At 37.1% G+C, this 17,075-nt stretch carries 16 protein-coding genes and 1 pseudogene; 9 read left to right on the top strand and 8 right to left on the bottom strand.

The features are described 5' to 3' along the window. The first annotated feature begins 84 nt into the window (after positions 1-84). The 5 genes from D172_RS03890 (at position 85) to D172_RS03870 (ending at position 5,343) form a co-directional block, all read left to right on the top strand. The gene (locus D172_RS03890; RefSeq protein ID WP_007378469.1) at positions 85-855 is read left to right on the top strand and encodes a DUF1223 domain-containing protein; all 771 of its coding nucleotides are present in this window, start codon (positions 85-87) and stop codon (positions 853-855) included. 307 nt (positions 856-1,162) lie between these two features. Continuing rightward, positions 1,163-1,843 carry a CsgG/HfaB family protein gene (locus D172_RS03885; RefSeq protein ID WP_007378468.1) on the top strand — a complete coding sequence of 227 codons (681 nt, stop codon included), beginning with the start codon at positions 1,163-1,165 and terminating at the stop codon, positions 1,841-1,843. Next, positions 1,843-2,190, top strand: coding sequence for a DUF4810 domain-containing protein (locus D172_RS03880; protein ID WP_007378467.1), 348 nt, complete (start codon positions 1,843-1,845; stop codon positions 2,188-2,190). Before D172_RS03885 ends, D172_RS03880 begins: the two co-directional genes overlap by 1 nt. Position 2,191: 1 nt before the next feature. Continuing rightward, positions 2,192-2,869 carry a DUF799 domain-containing protein gene (locus tag D172_RS03875; RefSeq protein WP_007378466.1) on the top strand — a complete coding sequence of 226 codons (678 nt, stop codon included), beginning with the start codon at positions 2,192-2,194 and terminating at the stop codon, positions 2,867-2,869. Positions 2,870-3,165: 296 nt separating this feature from the next. After that, positions 3,166-5,343: a GAF domain-containing hybrid sensor histidine kinase/response regulator gene (locus D172_RS03870; RefSeq protein WP_007378465.1), complete on the top strand. Its 2,178-nt coding sequence runs from the start codon at positions 3,166-3,168 to the stop codon at positions 5,341-5,343. 3 nt (positions 5,344-5,346) lie between these two features. Here D172_RS03870 and D172_RS03865 read toward each other — a convergent pair whose 3' ends face one another. The 5 genes from D172_RS03865 to D172_RS03845 all read right to left on the bottom strand — a co-directional run bounded on the left by D172_RS03865 (position 5,347) and on the right by D172_RS03845 (position 8,708). Further along, complete coding sequence (locus D172_RS03865; RefSeq protein ID WP_007378464.1) at positions 5,347-5,688, bottom strand: YajD family HNH nuclease; 342 nt, start codon at positions 5,686-5,688, stop codon at positions 5,347-5,349. 283 nt (positions 5,689-5,971) lie between these two features. Then, positions 5,972-6,163: a hypothetical protein gene (locus D172_RS03860; protein WP_007378463.1), complete on the bottom strand. Its 192-nt coding sequence runs from the start codon at positions 6,161-6,163 to the stop codon at positions 5,972-5,974. Between the two features lie 45 nt (positions 6,164-6,208). After that, a complete protein-coding gene (locus D172_RS03855) occupies positions 6,209-6,805 on the bottom strand; it encodes an ACP phosphodiesterase (protein ID WP_007378462.1) in 597 nt (198 codons plus the stop codon). A gap of 154 nt (positions 6,806-6,959) precedes the next feature. Continuing rightward, positions 6,960-7,454 carry a hypothetical protein gene (locus D172_RS03850; protein WP_007378461.1) on the bottom strand — a complete coding sequence of 165 codons (495 nt, stop codon included), beginning with the start codon at positions 7,452-7,454 and terminating at the stop codon, positions 6,960-6,962. 507 nt (positions 7,455-7,961) lie between these two features. After that, positions 7,962-8,708, bottom strand: a complete 747-nt coding sequence (locus D172_RS03845; protein WP_007378460.1) for a type II CAAX prenyl endopeptidase Rce1 family protein — start codon at positions 8,706-8,708, stop codon at positions 7,962-7,964. A gap of 434 nt (positions 8,709-9,142) precedes the next feature. Between D172_RS03845 and D172_RS03840 the strand changes: the two genes are divergently transcribed. Next, positions 9,143-9,451: a hypothetical protein gene (locus tag D172_RS03840; protein WP_007378459.1), complete on the top strand. Its 309-nt coding sequence runs from the start codon at positions 9,143-9,145 to the stop codon at positions 9,449-9,451. Between the two features lie 72 nt (positions 9,452-9,523). On the opposite strand, the gene D172_RS03835 is transcribed toward D172_RS03840, so the two are convergent. After that, complete coding sequence (locus tag D172_RS03835) at positions 9,524-10,525, bottom strand: metal-dependent hydrolase (RefSeq protein ID WP_007378458.1); 1,002 nt, start codon at positions 10,523-10,525, stop codon at positions 9,524-9,526. Between the two features lie 384 nt (positions 10,526-10,909). Here D172_RS03835 and D172_RS03830 point away from each other — a divergent pair, with 384 nt between their 5' ends. Further along, positions 10,910-11,953: an acyltransferase family protein gene (locus tag D172_RS03830; RefSeq protein ID WP_007378457.1), complete on the top strand. Its 1,044-nt coding sequence runs from the start codon at positions 10,910-10,912 to the stop codon at positions 11,951-11,953. Positions 11,954-12,239: 286 nt separating this feature from the next. Here D172_RS03830 and D172_RS03825 read toward each other — a convergent pair whose 3' ends face one another. Beyond that, on the bottom strand, positions 12,240-13,550 hold the full coding sequence (locus tag D172_RS03825; RefSeq protein WP_007378456.1) for a hypothetical protein: 1,311 nt from the start codon (positions 13,548-13,550) through the stop codon (positions 12,240-12,242). A 592-nt stretch (positions 13,551-14,142) separates the two neighbouring features. Here D172_RS03825 and D172_RS03820 point away from each other — a divergent pair. After that, positions 14,143-15,180: an IS110 family transposase gene (locus tag D172_RS03820; RefSeq protein WP_007379114.1), complete on the top strand. Its 1,038-nt coding sequence runs from the start codon at positions 14,143-14,145 to the stop codon at positions 15,178-15,180. A 457-nt stretch (positions 15,181-15,637) separates the two neighbouring features. Continuing rightward, positions 15,638-15,871: pseudogene (locus D172_RS03815) on the top strand (hypothetical protein); the annotation flags it as partial. A 236-nt stretch (positions 15,872-16,107) separates the two neighbouring features. On the opposite strand, the gene D172_RS03810 reads toward D172_RS03815, so the two are convergent. Continuing rightward, the gene (locus tag D172_RS03810) at positions 16,108-17,001 is read right to left on the bottom strand and encodes an Abi family protein (protein WP_007379111.1); all 894 of its coding nucleotides are present in this window, start codon (positions 16,999-17,001) and stop codon (positions 16,108-16,110) included. Positions 17,002-17,075 lie beyond the last annotated feature (74 nt).

Here is a 17,075-nt window from a genome sequence, read left to right as displayed (position 1 = left end):
TGATTTAATTGTGAGTATTTCGTGATACTTCATCTACAAATATCACTTATGCTACAAACAGTATAAATCTTTTCGAGAAGTAACATGCCTTTTAAAACACTGTCTCAATCGCTTTTTCCAGCATTGGCTGGGTTAATAATATTTTGCTCTCAAAGCCAAGCTGCTGAGCAAGTAACCATTGCAAGCACAGCTAATCCAACTACCTTTTTAGAGCTTTACACATCGCAAGGTTGCAGTAGTTGTCCACCAGCAGAGCGCTGGATTTCAACGTTTACAGATGATGAAAAGCTATGGACTGATTTAATCCCTATTAATTTTCATGTTACTTATTGGGATTATTTAGGATGGAAAGACCCCTTTGCCTCTGCTGTTTTTAGTAAAAGACAACGCACCTATAAAGCCTTAGGTAAAAGCCGTATTGTAGCAACACCCGGGTTTATGGTTAACGGCAGCGGGTGGCAAGGTTGGTTTTATAAACAAGCCATACCTATAACTAAAATCCCTTATTTAGGTAATTTAAAAGCGACTATAAACAACAGTAAAATTAATCTCGAATACGATACTGTTAATACCAAAGATAAAACTAACCAAAACTTAATAGCTCATGTAGCTCTGTTAGGCTTTGGTATAGAAACACAAATACACAGCGGCGAAAACGCAGGCCATAAGTTAAAACACGACTTTGTCGTTATTGGTTACGAGCAAAGTAACATGCAAACTAAGCGGCAATTATCATTAACTGACTTAACCCTGCCTCGCGCTAAAAAAATATCGCCAACAAAGCAAGCCTTAGTGTTTTGGGTATCTAAAAAAGGCGACCCTACTCCACTACAAGTTGCAGCAGATTGGTTTTAAAACTTTAGTTGACTCAAATAAAACCTTAACTAACAGCTTTATATGTAAATTAAGTGGCTACATATCAATTATAGCCATAAGGCTGTAAACCACCGAAAAAACCAATGATTTAGTTTTATTATTGAGAGTGATTTATTAATTATTCTTGCTTGACCCTGCATAAAACATAAATAACATTGTATTTACATCGACTTTTGTTTATAAAGTAAGTTGAATGGACTCTTGAAATAAGTAATTGACTTATAAGTATAAAAATCAAGCGCCTATCAATAAAAACTTCTGCAATTATCTATATGGACAAAAATTTATGCGAATTAACCAAAGCCACATTAAAACAATTGTAATCGCTGCAATTACAGCTTCGTCTTTAGCTGGGTGTGCTACAACATCATCAAAAGTAATAGAAACACCAACTGTTGCTAGCTATAACACAACCTACTCAGGTACAAAAAGCAAACTAGTCGTAGGTCAGTTTGTAAACCGTTCAAGCTTTCAAAATGGTATATTTTCATCAGGCCAAGACCGTTTAGGCAGCCAAGCAAAAACAACACTAATGAGCCACTTACAACAAACAAATCGCTTTAGTGTGCTTGATCGCGACAATATGGCAGCCCTTGCAGAAGAAGCAAAGTTAACAGGTACAAAACAAGTTCTTAGCGGTGCTAAATTTGTTGTAACTGGTGATGTAACAGAGTTTGGCCGTAAAGCTATTGGCGATCGCCAACTTTTTGGTTTATTGGGTAAAGGTAAATCGCAAATTGCTTATGCTAAAGTAACGCTTAATGTTGTGGATGTTACTACATCAGAAGTTATTTATTCAGTACAAGGTGCTGGTGAGTACAGCCTATCAGAACGTGAAGTTATTGGTTTTGGTAGCACAGCTTCATACGATGCCACATTAAATGGCAAAGTACTTGACCTAGCTATTCGTGAAGTAGTTAACAAGTTAGTTACTGGTCTTGAAGCTGGCCAATGGGGCAATAAATAATGAAAAAGCTAATTACCTTAGCATTTGTTTGTATAGCCCTAACAGGTTGTAACGCAACGAAAGAACCTATTTACTATTACGGCGACTATAGCACTGCCGTATACGCCTATTTAAAAGCAGATGACGTAACAGCCGAAGAGCAAATTAGTATGCTTGAGCAAATTATTGTCGATGCCGCAAACAAAAGTAAGAATGTTGCGCCTGGCCTACATGCTCACCTAGGTATGCTGTATTTTGAAACGGGTAATCCTTCATTAGGTACTACTCACTTCGAAACTGAGAAATCACTTTTCCCAGAATCAGTTCATTACATCGACTTCCTTCTAAAATCTGCGAAAGGCGCTTAATATGCTTAATTTAAAATCATACACAGCGATCGCATTAGTCGCATTACTCGCTGGTTGTGTTTCACCTCCACCAGCACATGACTACACAGCATTTAAACAAGCAGACCCTCACTCTGTTATTATTTTACCTCCGCTAAATAATACACCGGAAGTAATTGCACCATACAGTGTGATGACTCAAATGGTCGCGCCCATAGCTGAGTCGGGTTTCTATGTTTTTCCTGTTGCTTTAGTTGAGCAAACCTTTAAAGGTAATGGCCTCACTGTTGCAAGCGACGTGCACCAAGTACCGGTAAATAAATTACATGAGATTTTTGGTGCAGACTCTGCGCTTTACATCACTATTGAAGAATACGGTACTAGCTATGTTGTTATTTCTAGCGAAACTGCTGTTACTGTATCTGCTTCATTAGTTGATTTACGCACTGGCGAGCAATTGTGGCAAGGTAAAGCAAGAGCCTCTTCCGCTGAACAACAAAGTAATGGCGGTGGTGGCCTTGTAGGTATGCTTGTTATTGCAGCAATTAATCAAATTGCTGAAACTGTAACCGATAAAGGCTTTGAAATCGCAGCAATGACTTCAACACGCTTACTTTCTTCAGATGTTTACAACGGCTTGTTATATGGACCTCGTTCACCTAATTATGGCCAACCAGCACCAAGCGAAAAGAAAAAATAACTTTTATTGTTATTAACCTAAAGTTTGAAAAGGCCGAACCATTAAATGGGGTTCGGCCTTTTTAATAACAGCTTACTTAGCTAAAAAGCTTAGCAAAGTTACTTTTAAGTATTTAGAGCAGATTTTAAAATACGAGTTTAAAAACCAATATTAGTCACAATAGAAAAAACATTTCAAAAAAGTAATAATGGAGTAGCAAAATACAGAATCTATTTATTAGCCTGATTTACATGTTAAAGTTGTCATTATCACTAAATTACTCTTATAGTGAATCTATATAAATATTGAGCAATACTATGATAAAAGCACAAATACCAGCTGACGAAGAATCTAGATTAAAGGCCCTTTACGAGTATGAAATATTAGATACTGAAGCCGAAAAAGTATTTGATGATTTAACTCAACTTGCTTCTGATATTTGTGAAGCCCCCATATCACTTATAAGCTTAGTTGATCCACAAAGGCAATGGTTTAAATCAAAGTATGGTATCGATGTAGACTCCACCGAAAGAGATATCGCATTTTGCTCTCATACAATACTGCAAGACCAAGTATTTGAAATACAAAACGCTCTACTTGATGAACGTTTTTATGATAACCCTCTAGTAACCAGCGATCCAAACATTAGGTTTTATGCGGGCACACCGCTAGTTACACCTAGTGGCAGCACAATTGGTACATTATGTGTTATCAGCGACCAGCCAAAAAAGCTAACTCAAACACAAATTAACGCACTGAAAATACTTGGCAAAGAAGTTATCGCACAACTTGAGCTCAGGTTAAACAACAGAAAGCTGGCCACTGCATTAAAACAACAACAAATACATAATAAAAATCTTGAAGAACTAAAAAAAGAAGCTGATACAGCTAACACTCTAAAAGGTCGATTTTTAGCAAATATGTCGCACGAGCTAAGAACTCCGCTGCACGGCATTTTAAATTTAGCTGAGTTTGGACTAGCAGAGACTTCAAATATACAAAAAGATAACGCCTTAAAGAGTATTTTAAGCTCCGCGAATATACTCTCAAATATTGTAAATGACATTTTAGACTTTTCAAAAATTGAAGCGGGTAAGTTAAATATTGAGAATATTAACTTTAACCTGAGCGAAGTCATTAACAATGTAATTAATCCACTAATGAAACAAGCCACAGATAAAGGCATAAAATTTATTCCATCTATAGATAAAAATATCGCTACAACCCTAAAAGGCGACCCTGTCAGAGTTTCTCAAATTTTAAATAACTTATGCTCAAATGCGATTAAATTTACACAACAAGGCCAGGTAGAGTTTAAAGTCACTGTAAAGGAGAACCTCTTAAACACGCAAAATATTGTATTTGAAATAATCGATACGGGTATTGGTATTAGTAAAGCTGCACAGCAAAATTTATTTCAAGAGTTTCATCAGGCAGATTCATCTACATCTAGAAAGTACGGGGGCACGGGACTTGGTCTCTCTATTTGCACCAAGCTAAGTGATTTAATGAATGGCAAAATCAACTTCACGAGTAAAGAAGATAAAGGTTCTGTATTTACTTACCAACAAAGCTTTGAAACATCAGAACTCGATGAATTATTAAAACCAAATAAAGAAATAACCGATTTACAAGGGTGCACTATTTTGGTTGCCGAAGACAATAAAGTAAATCAAGTTGTCGTAAGTAAAATGCTACAAGCTCATAATGCGAAAGTAATATTTACCGAAAATGGCAAAGAATGCGTTGATTACTTTTTTGCCAACCATGTTGATTTAATTTTTATGGACATTCAAATGCCAGTGATGGATGGAGTGCAAGCCACTAAGATAATTAGAGCGCAACAAACAGATAAAACAACGCCAATTATTGCCATGACAGCCAACACCATGAAACCAGATATTGAACATTATTTAGATATTGGTATGGATGGCTATTTAACGAAGCCATTTAATAAAGATCATTTAAATAGCTTGCTCAATGTTTATAATCCAAAAAACTCAAATCTCAAAAATTTAGCAGTTAAAGTTAGTAACCCAAACATTACGAGTGAACGTAAGCTAAAACAGATATGCAATGAGCTAAAAAAGTTAATTTCAAATGCCGACAGAGTCAGTCTCTGGTTGTTTAATCACGACTATACTGCCATTAATAGCTTAATTTGCCTTGATGAAAAAAATGAGATAGTAAGTAATGCAGTTTTAAAAGCTAAAGACTTTCCTGCATACTTTGACTATATTTTAGAGCATAAAGTATTAGACGCATCAGATGCGAGAAACCACGAAATCACTAAAAACTTAACCAAGGTTTATTTTGAACCATCAAACATTTACTCCTTGCTTGATTACATCTACTTTATTGATAACAAACCGCTAGGTGTTATTTGTTGTGAAAGTGTTGGCTCAAAAATTTCATGGAGCCATGCAGATAAACTGTCACTTATTAAAGTAGCTGATGTAACAACCTTGTTTTTATCCAAACAGTTGAAATCATAGTAGCTACTTGGATTTATTAAGCATCGCTTTTAAATCAGCAAACGGAGAATGCGTTGCAGCCTCTACTTTTCGCTCTGTAGTCGACCCGCCATACATAATGTGTTCGTGGTATTTATTGTGCTCATTATCGTGGCAATAAATACACAATAACTCCCAATTACTGCCATCCTCAGGATTGTTACTGTGGTTGTGATCAACATGATGCACCGTTAACTCACGTAAATTAGAGTACTCAAACTCACGAGCACAGCGCCCGCATACCCAAGGGTACAATCTTAAGGCCTTTATTCGATAGCCTTCCTCTTGCTTCACATAAGCCTGAGGTACATCGTTATTCTTACTCATAATATTCCTGCTAAATTCACTATTTCGGTGATCAATACTAAAAAAACTTAATTACTGACAAATCACCAAAAGAAGTATCTATATGCCGGCCTGTTTGTTCTCAAGCGCGTAGGACGACCATAAGTTTTTTATTGTCGGAAGTCCAAGAAATTTCACCGCTGTATGTCGCTACCCAGATCTTTTAAACCTAGATCTGGATTTGTATTATTGAAGGTATAAAAGTTGTGTTGGCCAGATAGCTCAAACTTAGTTGAACGTGTATTTTTCGAGAAAATTGTCCTAACTAATTGCCGCCTAAATTGCTAGCCGTGCCTTGCAGCCCTTCAAGCGTTTGATAGTTAAAAGTGATGCTAGAATTTTTAAATTTTCTATAAGAAAGCAGTATATCTTGTGTTTTTGTTTCAACATCATCTTCAAAAATATCGGCTGAACAACCAATTTCAATGTCGTTAATAGCAAAAAAACGCCCAGCCAAATCATCGTATAGTTATGCGTACTGACTTTAAATAAAGCTCTTTATCTAACTTTTTAAAGTGCTTTCAAAACCAGACTTACTTACATGCTTAATTAGCTCCGGAAAAAACGCTAGAAACACGGCTTCTAATTCATCGTAGTTACGCGCTATATCATCAGCCGCACCCGAAAAAGTGTTAGTGAAACGAATACGCTTGGCAATATTATCAAGTGCTAGCCCTATTCCATCAATGGTTTCGTATTCTTTAAACCAATCGTTTTTAGTCATACTTGTTATAACATGCTGCATACGCGTTGGCATAACAGGTATGCGCTGATTTAAAAGCTGGTAGCTGGTGTACTTAAACTCACTTAAAGATTGCTTGCTAAAGTGTTGCCAATGCACAATTAAAAAGTGATCAAACACCACATCAATAGCCACACCAGCAAATCGCTTACGCTCGGGTGAAAAGTACTGCTTGGCGTGTTTAACTAAAGGATGGGAGTCGGTAAATTTATCGACTAAATAGTGGTTATCGAGCCCATTTTTAACCGTGTTTGGTAAGTGTTCTACATGCCTTTTACCACCAAAGTCGCCCAATAAGTTCCCAAAGTGAGAATCGGCTGTAGGCTGTGCTAAATAAAGGTGAGCTAAATAATTCAAAGTGTTCTCGGGCTTGGTATTAATACAGTTAAAATAATAACTTAATTATAAGCGCTACTTAAAGTTAGATTTTATGAGTAATCAAAAAAATAGCATAAAAAAGGTGAAACTAAGTTTCACCTTTTTTATTAATTTTGAAACTAATTAGCTAGCATTACGCTGTAGAAACGTTACTTGCGCCTGCATTATTAAGTATTTCTTCAATAGCATTTTTGTTGTCACTATCGTACTTAATACCAATTAATATAGAGCCTTTTTCAATGGCATCTTCGTAATACTTAATTTCATGCTCAGGGATAAACGCACCAACTGCGGCCCCTAAAGTACCACCTACTGCAGCGCCTGCTCCACCAGCAGCAAATGCAGCGACTAATGGACCGGCAACTAATAAGCCTGTACCACCGGTTGCTACAGTCCCTACGGCAGTAAATCCGCCAATAATTGCAGCAAGAATACCACCTGAAGCCGCGCCTATAATACCGCCTTCAGCAGCTTTTGTACCTTCGTCTACAGCAAAATCTTCCTTTGCGTATGAGTCATTGGCTACAATACTAATATCAGCTTCATTAATACCTAAAGCTTCTAATCTGTAAATTGCGAGTGTTGCTTGTGATGCACTTTCGAATAACCCAGTAATAACGGTACTCATAATAACTCCTTTATTTATTTAAGAAAATACACTTACTACTGAGCAAAACTCGAACCAAATAAATTATTATTTTAAATCAATGAGATAAATTAAAATCCAGTTCTAACATTCTTATTATTAAAGTAAAAATTACTAAATTTTGTAAAAAACTCCTACCCATATAATTACACTCATCAACAAGTAGTGCGCGTTTTTATATAAATAACATGAACCCCTAGTTAAGTAGATCCCGGAGTTCACTTACAGCACATAAAGGTATTGATGCCCTGTGGCAAGTATGAATAGCGTAACTATAAATAAAAACGAGCTTCCCAGTCACCATGCCCTGAACATAAGCAACTGATGAATAATTTATTTCATGACGTTTACGTTCAAATCAATTAATTGCCTCCGGAATCAAACGTAATAATCGGGGCCAGAGAAAGCGAAGACACCTTCCTTTTCACTGCAATCTGTACCACTGTAATCCTAGGGCGAAAAAACCTTAAACAAGGTTTTAGTCATTGCCTAAATTAATTGCCCAACAAAGTTAACACTATTATGGGCTAGGATTGGAAATACCAAGCTCCCCGTTCGCTCTCTTAGCCACAGTAAAATAAAACCATAACCTCCGGTTAATAAAATAGAGGTAAACGAAAAGTACCACTCACCAGCGCTAAACATAACGCCGTGCACCAAGCCAAATAACAAAACTAAAAGTAATCCACCTATATTTATCGGCGCGCTCGCCAAACTGTATCGCTTAGATACTATTGCCAAGGAAATACAAAATAGTAAGACCCCTCTAAACATCGGTTCTTCGTCAACCCCTGGCATGGTTGCTTGATAAAGTAATGTTTCTAAATCATAGCGAGGCTCGCCACTCCAGAACCATGAAACAATGACTTGGAGAACTACAAACAAGCACAGAACAATAAAAGCAGGTTTTAAAGAACCTTCACTTTGTTTGAAAGTAAAACCAGCATCAGCAATACGAAAGCCATGTTTATATTTCGCTAAGGCTAGGATTGCACTCCCCCACAGGATAATTACAGCTATTTTTCCTGACCAATTCCAAGACATATCAGTAAAAAATATATCCAAAGGAATTACCTCGGCGCCTCTAAATAGAGCAAAAACGTAACACGTAAAAATGCCTAATGAGATTAAAGACCACGTTATATTTATATCGACTTTATTAAATGCTTTTAATGTTAAAGCTAAAATTAAGATAGCACCGACATTTGCAAATACGGCTATGAATGCATCTTCCATGTATACCTCTTTAGTAAGGGCGCATTGCTTCTTACTTTTATTGTTGTTTTAAGTAGTTTCTAATACTAATCCTAAATTGGATATTATTAAACAACTACTTAGTTAGTAAAGTAGCCTTAGGCTTCATAAATTACAGAGGCGTATTTGGAGAGCTTTTGTAAACGCAGTAAACTTTGAATAAAATTTTATACCTTGAGCGAAACACTTAAGCACTGGCGGTAGAATCCGCTTATTGAGCTATCACCCAACGCATCGGCAAACTATGCGCCAACAACGAATAACATTCACATTTATCTATAGCTCTGTTTGTTACATTAGCTATGCGTTGGGTTTCGTTTAACTCAAATCAACCTACGGTTGTTGCTTGCCTACAAGCTTGCGTATAATGCCCCCATTCCGGCTGCATTTTTTAGCCGCTAACTTGGATTTTAATAATGAAAAAACTCTCTGCGGTGCAAATAAAACAGCAAGCACTTGTACTTAATACAGCTGAAAAATTAGAAGAACTAGGCCGCGCTGAGCTCCCAGGCATGCTGCAATGCTGGTTTGATGTTCAATATCATTTATTTCCAAGTTCACTACTTTTGTGTTTTCAGTTTGAAAGCGAGCAAGCCTTAGCGGCCGCAGAGCCAAATTTATTAAAATGGCAAAAACGCTTAAGTGGCGAAATGCTTAAAAAAGGCGTTATTTTAAAAGATATGCGCAAGCATTTAATATTTACGCTCAAAGGGCCTGATGACTAAATTAGGCTTAGGTAATAGTGAGCAATCCCAACTAAAACCCATGATTAAAAAAGTGGATACTGCCACGCTCGTTTATAAATCGATATTTGGATCTGTAATACGAGCAAAAACCAGCTTAAGCTTATCTAGCGGCAATCGATTACTGAGCTTCTGATATTGCCCTGGGATCAACTGCTGATCTTTTTGTTCAGCAACCACAAATGAAAATACATAGTTGCCCTCTACCCCCATTCTTAAATCACTAATAACAACCTGTTCATTTTGCTGATAAACACCGTAAAGCCCTTTGGTAAATCGTTTTAATAACACGATCTGCTTTGCATCATTGAGCTTAGTTAGCAACGCGTTTTCTGTAGGGTAAAATTGAATATCAACGTTTTTAACTTCATCAAACACAGATACATAAATCTCATAATGACCTTGCTTAGTAATAGCCACAGCGCGCCACAGCAAAGTATTAAGCGGAGTCGGCATGCTTTCAAAATGTGAGAATGTGATATTTTTTTGATTCAGCGCCTGATAAATTTTACTATTAATGTGGTATTTAGCCGCAAAGCCCCAAATTAAATACAACGAACTAATGACTAACGCGCTCGTGTTTATAAGTTGTGCATGCGGTCGCATACGTGCAAAACACAGCGCTATACAAGACAACACGAGAGGCAAAGTATACGCAGGGTCAATAATAAATATACTCGAAATACTAAAAGGATATGTCGACAACGGCCATAACAACTGCGTACCGTAAACGGTAAAATTATCGAGTAATGAATGCGTACTTAAAATTAAAAAAATGCCAGCCGACCAACGCGTCATCGTTATACATTTAGCCCAATTCATTTTGAGTAAAAGCCACGCAAATAAGGGGCTCAATAACAGCTGTATAAACAAAGAATGACTAAAGCTACGATGATAAACAAAATTTTCAACATCGCCACCAAAATTAATTAGCACATCTAAATCAGGTAAAGTGCCAAACGCCGCCCCAATTAATAAAGATTTGCGACCTAATTTACTGCCCAATGTTGCATAAGCAACTGCACTGCCAAGCACCACTTGTGTGAGTGAATCCAATTAAATCCCCTTTTTTAAAATCAATTAAAGCACGCATTATAATGTACTGCTTCGCAGGCTCTGTCGCTCTTAAAAAATAGGCACTTGTTGGGTTTGGTAAAATATACATTAGCGAGAAAGACGCAAAGTGAGACCCCTCAAGCGACTCATTATCTATTGCATCGTGTTTGGATTAGCAATTAAAAGACACTAAATCGCTGCGTTATAAAATGAAAAGGCAAGATACAAAAAGCTCAAGGTGGCATTTTGGCGATAAATTTGGAGTAGTAAGATTTACCTCGTTTAAATTTATAAGCCCTGAATACGTATGTAATGGGTATCTATCGCACCACCTGAACAGTAACATAATTATAACGTATATTTAACGAGCGATGATTTTTGTCTATGTCTTCATATATTTCTCATTTACAAGCCTTTAGAGGCATTGCGATCTTAAGTATTGTCGCAGCACATGCGTGGTCATTTGCTATTTTTTGGACTGGCGATTTAGATTCTCTCGGTTTAAAAACGCTTTTTTACTCAACTGAACTATTGTTTCACGGCAGCACACTATACTTCGCCATTATCTCGGGATTACTTTTCAGTAAAATTTTACAGAATAAAGGGTGGATTTCATTTTATAAGAGTAAAATACTAAATGTTGTTTTACCCTATGTTGCCGCAAGCACAATAGCGACAGCTGTGTACTGGCAATATTATCTTGCTGATGGTGCAGCAACCGATATATCGTTTATTATCACAGTCGCCACAAACCTAGTATCCGGAACCGCAGCTATTCAATTTTGGTACATCCCGATTTTATTAGTACTTTTCATATTGACACCATTGCTAGATTTTGTGAATAAACGCACACCAAAGCTGATGTTTTTTCTTGCATGCGTGCCCTTGGTTATATCCCGCAGCGCCTTTCCTGATTTTCTAAGCATGCAGAGTTTGGTGTATTTTTGTGGTGCATATTGTTTCGGAATGATAATAGGGAGTCATTACGAAAAGACAATGGCTAAGGTCAATCAATATAAAACGTGGTTAATCGCTCTTATTGCCTTGATCAGCGCAGCCATCCTTACCCAATATATTAATGAATATAAAGTAGATGGGTGGTATTCATCTCGACAAACTCTTTTCTACATTCAAAAAATATTAGCTTGTTTACTACTCTTAAAGTGGCTTCAAAATATTGAAACACGTCTACCAAAAACCATATGCAACATTGGTGAATATTCGTTTTCTATTTATTTTTACCATGTTTTCTTCGTTGGCTTTCTAATTATGGGCCTGCAAGACTATATTCAAAGTCATCGAGATGCTTTCATTATCGGCTTATTAGGTATTGCAAATATGATTGTTGGTGTCGGTGCAACGATGGCCTTCGCATGGCTAATAAAGAAACCAATAGGGCGACACTCACGAAAGCTAATCGGCACCTAACGTATTGGTACAATTAAATAAGGGTTGTGGTGAGTGCTCGTCGTTCGGATAAAAATGTGGGGTTCCTCAAGGTTTGGTCCTTTTGGATTTCAAGTAAAAAATTTGTCATGCCAAACACCGCCTACTAAAAAAGTAACTTAACAGTAAAATGGAGTGCTTATGTTACGGTGCCATTAATTGAGAGCATTGGTGTTATCCAACAAACCTTCATAACTATTAAAAGCAAAAATATCATAATTTATAAGGCCACAAATGTGGCCTTATAATACAAAATTAAACGTAATTATTAATCTAATTCAGCATTTAAAAATACATATACGTAATTACTAAATTCAGGCTTAGTTAAATGCCCACCTTCAGTAATCGTATCTAAAAGCTTCGCATAACTGTTTGCATCAGTTGCATTACCTGCGTAACCAAACAGAAATAATGTGAGTTCTTCTAATATAACTTCATCAGTAGGTTCAGGAAACACAGTACCAAAAGATAAATCTGGTATTTGACCGCTTATGCCACCTCTTATTGTCCAATCAAATCGGCTTTCTGCTTCATCATCAACCAAAAAGCTGTAATCCCATACTGCTCTTGCAAATCGGCTATCAACATTACTAAAATCAAAGCTTGAATCATTGCTTTCAGTAAATTGAAGTAAACTGAATCCTAAGTCTTCGGTTATAGTAGGCAGCTCTGTCAACTCATAACTACCATCTGAATTTACACTACTTCGAGCATAACTATGCATGTCGATTCGGGCACCATCAACTGTTGTTGGCTCAACCGATGAATCTGTTTGTACATAAAAGTTATGCTCAGTCACCGTTGGGAAAACAAATAGCGGTTCAGGGGAGTTAATGTATGTAAACTGTACAAACTCATAGGAATTTATATCTTCTATATACCCTCGAGTACTAACAGAAGTTGCATTAAAACTGCCTTGATTAGCCACCTCTACACCATCATGGCTAAAATCTGTATCCGTTATTTTTATCACAGACGCATTTTGCGGAACTTCAATAACAGCCACTTTAGCGTCATTTGAAAAGTAAGATTTTGCGGTAAGGTAAAGGTTTTCTGTAGTTGGGCAAATAAAAACAGAATCTGAAATTTCTGAGCCTTCGTATTGATACACCCTATAATCATTAGGTATTGTATTTAGTTCAGATGTATCTATGCTCACTGCGCGACAACCACAGTTTTCGCTAAACTTATTAAAATGGTATTTACCTAAATTAGTTCTATTTTCAATATCAAGCTCTGTAAATATGTGCCTATAAGCACCATCGGCTTCATCAACAACATCACCCAGTACTGATACATGTTTTGTACCAGAAGGTAGTTCACCTGAAAAACTACCTTGGGCGTCAGTTTTAACAGAGCCGATAGCATCACCATCATCATTGTGAAATACCACATCAGTTTGATACGCAGAATCGGTTCCACACTGGCGAGTTAATGTTTGTAATGAAATGGTTTGAAGCTGAGCAGTACTGCCGCCACTTGATGAGCTTACAGAGTTCCCCTCTGATGATGAGCCGCCACATGCGCTGAGCGTTAAAGAAAGTGCAATAGCGAGTGGGGTAAGTATAAATTTATTCATTTTTATTAGTCCATTATGTTTATTCCATTTCATTATCTCAATTTAAATAGGTCAAAAACAGGTTAGCAAGTAACTAAATTGAAATAATTTGTAAACAAAAATAAAACATACACCTCACAAACAAAGCCAACAAATAGTCATCCCTGCAAAGTTAAACATTTATTAAAGCTAAAGTTACTCGCTAAAACCTAGAATACAGAAGAATGCTAAGTGTCAGGTCTTGTTTCTTGCCAAGACCAAAACAAGTATCACGTTTAACACCTTTCCCCGTCACCATGCCCTAAAAATAGGCAAGCATGGATATGTTTTCACGGCGTTATTACCCAGCCCACAGTGTATATTCACACCAATCGACTTAATTACTTGATGTGTAGCCATCTTTAAATTGAGTTTAAATAATAAGAACACTTGGTTTTTGAATAAAAAGTTCAAGAAAACACAGCTGCCTGCTTGACTGAAACTTTCTAATGGGTGCCCCCTTTGGTCCCATTGATGTATGAAGTCAAGATTTGATAATCATATAGAAAGCTCCTCGAGTTTTTCGATACAGTTGTGTTGACCAAAACATAAACAGTACCTCGAGGAACTTAGTATGAAACTATATGGTGGAATTGACTTGCATTCAAATAATAGTGTTATTGCTATCATTAATGAACAAGGTGAAACGCTTAGCTGCAAGCGTTTAAATAATGACATGTCTGTCATTTTATCTTTTTTAGCCCCTTATAAAGACAAGTTAACAGGGCTTGTTGTCGAATCAACATTTAATTGGTATTGGTTAGTTGATGCATTAATGGATGCAGAATTTAAACTACACTTAGCGAACCCTGCTGCAATTCAACAATATTCAGGTTTAAAACATGCTGACGACCATAGTGATGCACGTTGGCTAGCTGAAATGCTACGTCTAAATATTCTGCCTGAAGGCTATATTTACCCCCGTGAACTCAGGGCTGTTCGCGACTTAATGCGTAAACGAATGGACATTGTTCAACAGTCCACTAAAAACTTATTATCGGTGCAAAGTTGTTACATGCGTCATCTTGGTTATAAGCTCAGTAGCAACAAAATAAAGCAAATGGCAGCTATAAGGAAAGGCGTTGATACTGAGCAGGTACACGCAGATTTTAGCTCAATGAATACTGCACTGTCAGTCATTTCTAACCTCTCATTAATACGCTGTGCTCAACAGCAAATCAATGCAATAGAGGGCGCTATTTTAAAACAAACATCACTCTCCCCTGAGTTTATAAACCTAACAAGTATTGATGGAATTGGAAATACTTTAGCACTGACTATTATGTTAGAAACTGGCACGATTAGACGTTTTGATAGCCCAGGAAACTTCTCATCGTATTGTCGCTGTGTTAAAGGGGCAAGGTACAGCAATGGAAAGAAAAAAGGCGCTACGAATCAGAAGAATGGTAATCGTTATTTAGCGTGGGCTTTTACTGAGGCCGCTAATTTTGCAATTCGTTATAACCCAACAGTTAAAAAATATTATCAACGAAAACTGGCTAAAACAAACAAGGTAGTTGCGATTAAAACGGTTGCACATAAGCTCGCAAGAGCGTGTTATCACGTGCTTAAAGACAATGTACCATTCGATGAACACAAGGCGTTTGCTTAGCGTCTATAAAACAAATTAGGTTAACGTGTTGAGCTCGTAATGGGGTTGGTAAAACCATTAGATTTGATTGAGCCTGCACGTTAACCGCTCATATTTTAAATACTGGATATGCCCAATGTTTGAGCCACAAAGGGTTGGTTATGTGTAAGCATAAACCACAGACTTGTTACAGCGCAGTGTGTAAACACAGCCAGAAACTGGACTGACATTGGTACTAAACGATGACTGAGGCGAAAGCCAAGGGCCTTAATTAATCATCAATAATGCTTAATTAAACTGCCTAAATTCATATGGGTGACTGGTGCATATTCACACCAATCGACGTCATTACTAGTTGCGTAGTCATATTTAAATTGAGTCTAAATAATAAGATCACTTGGTTTTTGAATAAAAAGATCAAGAAAACACAGCTGCCTGCTTGACCGAAATTTTCTAATGGGTGACCCCTTTGATCCTGTATAAAGCAGATTCGTACGGCGAGCTCAAAAATAGTATTGCGGTTAATGGCGGCGGTGGTTACCTGTCTAACGAAATATCGTACCGAAGTATTCGCCTGCGCGATGCGCTTAATTCAAGTATACCTACAGGGCATATTCATACCCCACGTATACAACAGTTCGAACCTGAAACAGAAGCTAAAATAGTAAAACAAATAAAAGCAATGCTAGAGCAAAGCTTAGTAGCGCTATAGTTTATAACTACCAATTTAAGCGCATTAAAGGGCAATAACATTGCCCTTTATTTTCTCACGCACTCTCCCACGGTTAATCACATGGTAAATGCATTTTCATATTCTATTCGCAGTGGTCTCGACAGAGTAATTAACTCAACGAACAACAAACTATAAACCTAAACCCTTGGTGTATGAAGTCAAGATTTGGTGCCCTTGGTTTTTACAGTTAACTGAGGGCTTAATTAGCTCTTAATTTATTTAATGCTATTCCAAATAGGTAACGCTTTCCAATTTTCAGGGAAGCCCATTTCGGTTACGTCAATATTATACACCTCAATCAAGCTAGCTAACTTTTGTTTCCAATGGTGATTAGGGCTAATTAAATCCATAAAATAAGCACACATAACGAGTGTGTTGTATAACTGCTTAGTTGTATCACTAAAACTATTAAGTAAAACACTATCGCCATTTGTTGGCAGCTTCATGGTAAATGTAAAATCTCGGTTGTATAAACGGCTGTGGTGGGCACAGATATTACGCACCGTCGTTATGTGGTGTAAAAAAGATGAAAGTATTGTTTCTTTTACTTTATATGAATCTGCAATATCATTTTTTAGCGCTCGTCGCCCTATTGCATCATAACTTCTTGAAAGCCAGCCGAAGCTCATTACTTCAGCAATAATCCAAATAGCGGGTGTTTCTTCATTATATTTGTAATTTTGCTTTTTTATATTTGTATCTGACGTTCGTTGAATTTCAGCACAAATATTACTAACAAAGTCGTTATGATTAAATTTAGAAGAAAATGCAGTAGGCTCTAAGTGTGCATGTGAACCATGCTTTTTTGCTAAATGATATGCCCACTGAGTTCGCAGAGAAACTTCTATTCGCTCAATGGCATCAAGTAGTAACAGTCTTAATTCTCTATCGAAAGAATACAGATTTAACACTTGCTCAAACGTAGTAGCAGACTTAAAAGTATGGTTTTGATGATCTTCAATAAACGACCACCAATAAGTGCCTAGCCTGTAATAATTGATATGGCTAAGATAAAAGGCTGCTGATTCTTTATCATTAATTACTAGCCCGCGATCTTCTAGTAAGTCGACTTGCTGCGCAAATGTTATGGGGGCTTTAGGGAACTGCATGAAGGCTAAATCCTTTTATCATGCTATAGAAATAATTAACCCCTCGCAGGGCGCTGAGCTTACGGGTAGCGGGA

Source organism: Pseudoalteromonas sp. Bsw20308 (assembly GCF_000310105.2).
GTDB classification, from domain to species: domain Bacteria; phylum Pseudomonadota; class Gammaproteobacteria; order Enterobacterales; family Alteromonadaceae; genus Pseudoalteromonas; species Pseudoalteromonas fuliginea.
Note: the sequence above shows the minus strand (reverse complement) of the source record. Positions and strands in the feature narration are given on the sequence as shown.